The sequence below is a fragment of the Tibeticola sp. genome, assembly GCF_022759015.1.
In the GTDB taxonomy this organism is placed as follows: domain Bacteria; phylum Pseudomonadota; class Gammaproteobacteria; order Burkholderiales; family Burkholderiaceae_C; genus Tibeticola; species Tibeticola sediminis.
In genome coordinates this window covers 1-5888 of the sequence record NZ_JAEMQB010000174.1, presented here as the reverse complement: position 1 = coordinate 5888, position 5888 = coordinate 1, and the positions used below count along the sequence as shown (strand labels likewise).

General features: G+C 65.2%; 9 protein-coding genes. 8 read left to right on the top strand and 1 reads right to left on the bottom strand.

Features of this window, described 5'->3' with window-relative positions; all coding sequences use genetic code 11:
• Positions 1–531, bottom strand: a 531-nt coding sequence (locus JHC36_RS11045) for an MBL fold metallo-hydrolase (RefSeq protein WP_287919081.1), incomplete at its 3' end; no start/stop codon positions are given.
• 110 nt (positions 532–641) lie between these two features.
• On the opposite strand from JHC36_RS11045, the gene JHC36_RS11040 reads away from it, so the two are divergent.
• The 8 genes from JHC36_RS11040 to katG form a co-directional block, all read left to right on the top strand.
• Positions 642–1475, top strand: a complete 834-nt coding sequence (locus JHC36_RS11040) for a sigma-70 family RNA polymerase sigma factor (RefSeq protein ID WP_287919079.1) — start codon at positions 642–644, stop codon at positions 1473–1475.
• Between the two features lie 44 nt (positions 1476–1519).
• Positions 1520–1918, top strand: a complete 399-nt coding sequence (locus JHC36_RS11035) for a thioredoxin family protein (RefSeq protein WP_287919078.1) — start codon at positions 1520–1522, stop codon at positions 1916–1918.
• Positions 1918–2109, top strand: a complete 192-nt coding sequence (locus JHC36_RS11685) for a DUF8730 family Cys-rich protein (RefSeq protein WP_503007046.1) — start codon at positions 1918–1920, stop codon at positions 2107–2109. Before JHC36_RS11035 ends, JHC36_RS11685 begins: the two co-directional genes overlap by 1 nt.
• A 203-nt stretch (positions 2110–2312) precedes the next feature.
• A complete protein-coding gene (locus JHC36_RS11030) occupies positions 2313–2705 on the top strand; it encodes a DUF302 domain-containing protein (RefSeq protein ID WP_287919075.1) in 393 nt (130 codons plus the stop codon).
• A gap of 5 nt (positions 2706–2710) precedes the next feature.
• Entirely contained in the window at positions 2711–3055 is a 345-nt protein-coding gene (locus tag JHC36_RS11025) for a rhodanese-like domain-containing protein (RefSeq protein WP_287919073.1), read from the top strand.
• Positions 3049–3504 (top strand): YgaP family membrane protein, encoded by a 456-nt coding sequence (locus JHC36_RS11660; protein WP_353846138.1) that lies wholly within the window; start codon positions 3049–3051, stop codon positions 3502–3504. Before JHC36_RS11025 ends, JHC36_RS11660 begins: the two co-directional genes overlap by 7 nt.
• Before the next feature lie 197 nt (positions 3505–3701).
• Entirely contained in the window at positions 3702–4205 is a 504-nt protein-coding gene (locus JHC36_RS11015; protein ID WP_287919069.1) for a Fur family transcriptional regulator, read from the top strand.
• Positions 4202–5888, top strand: a 1687-nt coding sequence (katG, locus tag JHC36_RS11010; RefSeq protein ID WP_287919066.1) for a catalase/peroxidase HPI, incomplete at its 3' end; no start/stop codon positions are given. The genes JHC36_RS11015 and katG, both read left to right, overlap by 4 nt.

Genomic DNA, 5888 nt, shown 5'->3' with positions numbered 1-5888 from the left:
GGTCCAGCCTTTGTAGTCGTGGGCCGGGTACACGAGTGTCTCGTCTGGCAGCTTGAGCAGCTTACCGAACAGGCTTTCGTACTGGGCACGGGGATCGCCGTTCTGAAAGTCGGTGCGCCCGGTGCTCCGGATGAGGAGAGTGTCTCCGGTGAAGACGCGGTCCTCCGCCACGAAGCTATACGAGTCGTCCGTATGGCCCGGCGTGTAGAGCGCACGAAGCTCGAGGCCGTCGACCTTGATGAGCTCACCGTTCGTCACCTTGCGCGAAACGCACTCGGCCTTGCTCTGTGCTCCCATGATGGTCGCGCAGCTCGTGGCAGTACGAAGCTCGCCGAGCCCGGTCACGTGGTCGGCATGAACGTGCGTGTCTACTGCGAAGAGGAGGCGAAGATCCAGCTCCTTGATGAGCTGCAGGTACTTGCCGATCTCCTCCTTCACGGGATCGATCAGCAACGCCTCGCCGCCCTGCCGGGCCGCCAGGAGATACGTGTACGTGCTGGACTCCCGCTCAAAGAGCTGTCTGAAGAGCATGGGGTGCTCCTTTCACTGGGTGAGAGCCCGCGTTCGCCGAATGGGTTCGTGGCCGCCCAGCACGACCTCGTGGCCGATCTCGGCGTTTTGTGGGACAAGTTTGCAGGTAGATGCGCGACGAAGCCGACAATTTCCTCCTCGAACGGGCCCGCGCCGGCGACGCCCAAGCCATCGAGGCGTTGCTCGAGAGGCATCAGGCTCAGGTCTACCGCTTCGGCATGAAGATGTGCCGCGACCCCGAGGACGCGAAGGACGTCCTGCAGGACACGTTACTCTCCATGGCGCGCGGCGTACGCGACTTCCGCGGCGCCTCGTCGATCTCGACCTGGCTCTACACGATCGCCCGCAGTTTCTGCATCAAGAAACGGCGCAGGAGCAAGTTCGCCCCGGAGGAGGAGCGGTCTCTCGACACCGAGATGATCGCAGAGGGAAGACAGCTCGCCGATCCGGCGCAGAGCCCCGACGAGGTGCTCGCTGGCAAGCAGGTCGAGCACGCGCTGGAGCAAGCGATCCGCAGCCTCGAGCCCATGTACCGCGAGGTACTTCTCCTTCGCGACGTGGAGGGCTTGACCGCACCCGAGGTGGCCGAGGTCCTCGGCGTGAGCATCCAGGCCGTCAAGAGCCGGCTCCATCGCGCACGACTGTCCGTGCGCGCGCAGGTCGCGCCCATGCTCGGGATTTCGACCGACGGCGCGGCTGCCAACGGGACGTGTCCCGACGTTCTGACGCTCTTCTCGCAGCACCTCGAGGAGGAAATCAGCGCGGATATCTGCGCCGAGATGGAGCGTCACCTTCAAGCCTGCGACCGCTGCCGCAGCGCCTGCGACTCGCTCAAGCGAACGCTCGCACTCTGTCGTACGACCGGGCCAACGGTCCAGGTGCCGAACTCGGTCCAGGCATCGGTCAAGGTCGCCCTGCGAAACTTCCTCGCCGAGAACGCCTGAACCCTTTCGCCAACCGGCGGCTCTACCTGAGCATGGAGGCCACGATGGCGACCGTGCAGGTGACCGAGAAAACGTTCGAAGCAACCGTCAAACAGGGCATCGTTCTGCTCGATTTCTGGGCCGCTTGGTGCGGCCCGTGCCGAGCGTTCGCGCCCGTCTTCGAGGCCGCCGCGATGCGCCACCCCGACGTGGTCTTCGGCAAGGTCGACACCCAGGCCGAGCCCGGTCTGGCTGCAGCTTTTCAGGTTCGGGCCATCCCGACGTTGTTGGTCCTACGTGACGGTGTTCTGCTCGCCGCCCAGCCAGGCGCTATTCCGGCGGCCGCCCTTGACGAGCTCGTGAAGAAGGTACGTGCGCTCGACATGAACGAAGTGCGACGCAGCCTCGACGAGCAGGAGAGCAAACGCCCGGCGCCGCGCGCTGCGAGAGCGGGAGGTGTTTGATGTGCCGTCGAGTCGATTGTTCCAAGTGCGGTCGCCCCACGTTTGCCGGTTGCGGCGCGCATGTAGAACAGGTTCTCGGCAACGTTCCGCCGGCCGACCGTTGTCGCTGCCGCGAGGAGAAGGCGAAGGAGGCCAAGCATGCGGTCGGTGCCAAACGACGGTCGTGGCTGCGCGATCTTCTTGGGAAATAAGCTACGAATCCTTTCCCCCGCGCCTGGCACCTACCGGGTATGGATGGCTGGCTCGGAATCATCGTCTTCGTCGCCGTTTGGATCGCTCTGCAGAGGTGGGTGTTGCCGAAGCTCGGGGTGCCCACTTGAGCGGTTCCGTCACCGCGCCGGTCGGTGCGGCAAGAAGGCCAGGAAGACGAGCTTGATCGAAAGGAAGGATGCCCATGACCACGTTTGGAATTCGCAAGGCGCTCCGCGCCACCTACGACGAGGCGATCACCCGCGTACCAGAGGCGCTCAAGGCGGAGGGCTTCGGTGTGCTCACCGAGATCGACATCCAGAGCACGCTCAAGCAGAAACTCGGCGTCGACTTCCGTCGCTACAAGATTCTCGGAGCATGCAACCCGCCCCTCGCACACGAGGCGCTTCAGGCCGAACTCGAGATCGCTCTCATGCTGCCGTGCAACGTCGTCGTCTATGAAGGAGACGACGGTAAGGCAGTCGTCCTGGCGATCGACCCGACGAAGACCCTGGCTACAACGGGAAACCCGAAGCTCGCGGAGCTGGCCGAAGCGGTCAAACAGAGGCTCACGCGCGCAATCGAGATGCTGGAGTGACGCCCGTGGTGCTCAAGGTCGTCGCCGTCGTCGTGGCCGTCATCCTGGTTGGGTACCTCCTGTTCATGAGGGGGGGCGACGTCACCAGCTCTGATGCGCGGCGTCTCGTGGAGGGCGGAGCGCGTCTCCTCGATGTGCGTACGCCTGAGGAGTTTGCTGTCGGCCACATCTCCGGGGCTATCAACATCCCGGTCCAGGAACTCGACCGCCGTATGGGCGAGATCGAGCCCAAGGACAGGGCCGTCGTTCTCTACTGCCGGAGCGGGAATCGGAGCGGCCGCGCCGCCCGGATGCTCAAGAGTGCGGGCTACGTCGCGGTGCACGATCTTGGGGCGATGAGCCGATGGTGATGCGAGCTCGCCCCTGGGTGTGGAGAACCTTGGCCGCGCTGGGAGGCGCCGGCGCGATGATCGCCGTCGGCCAGCTGTTCGCGCTCGCTGGCAGCGGCTGCACGATTCTATGCCGCCCTCCCATCGCGGGGCTCTACGGCTCTACGGCGCCGTGCTCGGGTTGCTCGTGGTGGGACCTGGGCGGCGCGGCTGACCGAGTTCGCACACCCGAACCCTTTCATCGCGCTGTGGCTCTCATCGGCAAGGAGGCATTCGCCATGAAGAACAACGAAGCTGGATGGGATCGCGGTCTCAGGATTGCTCTGGGGCTCGGGCTGCTATCGCTGACGGTCATCGGTCCGCAGACCTGGTGGGGGCTCTTCGGACTCGTGCCACTATTCACCGGTCTCTGGGGCTTTTGCCCGCTCTACCGGCTCTTCGGCTTGAGCACGTGCCCAGTTCGGAGGTAACGGCAGTCGAGGGACGGAGGCGGAAGTCATGCGCAACGTGGGCCGCGCACCGATCGCATCAGCGGCGTGCTTCTCGCGCGATGGGCTAGCTGAACGAGCGAGATCTGGTGCGTGGCGATCCACCAGACGCACTCGGTTGACAGTGACTATAGATGTCACTATATTCCTACCTGCGAATTATACGCAACTAGGAACCAATGGCCAAGAGCGAGAGCAATGAGGTCGTGCAGCGGCTCGAGCGGTTCAAGGCGGCCGCGAAAGAGGCGGGCGTGAAGCTGACCCACCAGCGGCTTGAGATCTTCCGCGAGCTCGCGTCGAGCATCGAGCACCCTGACGCCGAGATGCTCCTGCGCAGCGTGCAAGCGCGGATGCCAACGGTCTCGCTCGACACCGTGTACCGAACCTTGTGGATGCTGAACGACCTCGGGCTTGTCACCACGCTTGGCCCGCGTCGTGACAGCGTGCGCTTCGACGCGAACCTCGCGCGCCATCACCACTACGTGTGCCTGCGCTGCGGGCTGGTGAGGGATTTCGAGAGCACCGCGCTCGAAGGGCTGCCCGTTCCTGCAGCTGTGAAGCGCTTCGGCAGCATCGTCGATTCACACGTCGACGTGCGGGGGCTCTGCGCGCAGTGCCAGAAGTTGCAAGAAGCGACGCCAGCCGACGCCGCGCACCCCGTACGCAAGAGGAGAACACCATGAGCGATTCTAAGCAGCCAGTTCACGCGCATCCGCGCACCGCCCCGATGAAGGGGAGCAGCCCCGGCAAATGCCCAGTCATGCACGGGGGCAACACGACGGTCGGCGCCTCGACCATGGACTGGTGGCCGAAGGCGTTGAACCTCGACATCCTCCATCAGCACGACCGCAAGACCAATCCGCTGGGCCCCGACTTCAACTACCGCGAAGAGCTGAAGAAGCTCGACGTCGACGCGCTAAAGAAGGACGTGCGTGCCCTGATGACGGACAGCCAGGCGTGGTGGCCTGCGGACTGGGGGCACTACGGCGGTCTCTTCGTCCGAATGGCGTGGCACTCCGCGGGGACCTACCGCGTCGCCGACGGCCGTGGCGGTGGCGGCACCGGCAACCAGCGGTTCGCCCCCATCAGTTCCTGGCCGGACAACGTCAACCTCGACAAGGCGCGCCGACTGCTCTGGCCGATCAAGAGGAAGTACGGAAACCGCGTCAGCTGGGCCGATCTGATCATCTTGGCCGGAACGATCGCGTACGAGTCCATGGGCCTGCAGACCTTCGGCTTCGGCTTCGGTCGCGAGGACATCTGGCATCCGGAGAAGGACATCGACTGGGGCTCCGAGAAGGAGTGGCTCGCCGCGAACCGGTACGATGGACAGAGCCGCGAGACGCTCGACAATCCGCTGGCCGCAGTGCAGATGGGCCTCATCTACGTCAATCCGGAGGGCGTCAACGGCAAGCCCGATCCGCTTCGCACGGCCGAGGACGTGCGGCTGACGTTCGCGCGCATGGCGATGAACGACGAGGAAACGGTCGCGCTCACCGCCGGCGGGCACACGGTCGGCAAGTGCCACGGCAACGGGGACGCGAGCGTTCTGGGTCCGAAGCCGGAAGGGGGCGACCTAGGCGAGCAGGGCCTCGGGTGGCACAATCCCAAGGGCAAGGGCTTCGGCCGGGACACCGTCTCGAGTGGCATCGAGGGCGCGTGGACGACCCACCCCACGCGCTGGGACAACGGCTACTTCGAGATGCTCTTCAAGCACGAGTGGGAGCTGAAGAAGAGCCCCGCCGGCGCCTGGCAGTGGGAGCCCGTGACCATCAAGGAAGAGGACAAGCCCGTCGACGTCGAGGACCCGTCGATCCGCTACAACCCGATCATGACCGACGCGGACATGGCGATGGTCAAGGATCCCGCCTACCGGAAGATCTCGGAGCGCTTCTCCAAGGACCAGGCCTACTTCTCCGAGGTGTTCGCGCGCGCGTGGTTCAAGCTCACGCACCGCGACATGGGTCCGAAGGCTCGCTACGTCGGCCCCGACGTGCCGAAGGAAAACCTGATCTGGCAGGACCCGGTCCCCGCCGGCAACACCAAGTACGACGTCGACGCCGTCAAGGCGCGGATCGCGAAGAGCGGCCTGTCGATCAGCGACATGGTCACCACCGCATGGGACAGCGCGCGCACCTATCGTGACTCGGACATGCGCGGCGGCGCCAACGGCGCGCGCATCCGCCTGGCCTCTCAGAAGGACTGGGAGGGCAACGAGCCGCCCCGCCTCGCCCGCGTACTCGGCGTGCTCGAGGGCATCGCCGCGGACACGGGCGCGAGCGTCGCTGACGTGATCGTCCTCTCGGGCAACGTTGGCGTCGAGCAGGCGGCCCGAGCTGCCGGATTCGACGTTACCGTGCCGTTCT

Bases quoted from the DNA above. Each gene is read 5' to 3' on its own strand.
- JHC36_RS11685 (WP_503007046.1), top strand. From the start codon at position 1,918: ATGTGCCGTCGAGTCGATTGTTCCAAGTGCGGTCGCCCCACGTTTGCC.
- JHC36_RS11015 (WP_287919069.1), top strand. From the start codon at position 3,702: ATGGCCAAGAGCGAGAGCAATGAGGTCGTGCAGCGGCTCGAGCGGTTC.
- JHC36_RS11035 (WP_287919078.1), top strand. From the start codon at position 1,520: ATGGCGACCGTGCAGGTGACCGAGAAAACGTTCGAAGCAACCGTCAAA.
- JHC36_RS11030 (WP_287919075.1), top strand. From the start codon at position 2,313: ATGACCACGTTTGGAATTCGCAAGGCGCTCCGCGCCACCTACGACGAG.
- JHC36_RS11660 (WP_353846138.1), top strand. From the start codon at position 3,049: ATGGTGATGCGAGCTCGCCCCTGGGTGTGGAGAACCTTGGCCGCGCTG.
- JHC36_RS11040 (WP_287919079.1), top strand. From the start codon at position 642: ATGCGCGACGAAGCCGACAATTTCCTCCTCGAACGGGCCCGCGCCGGC.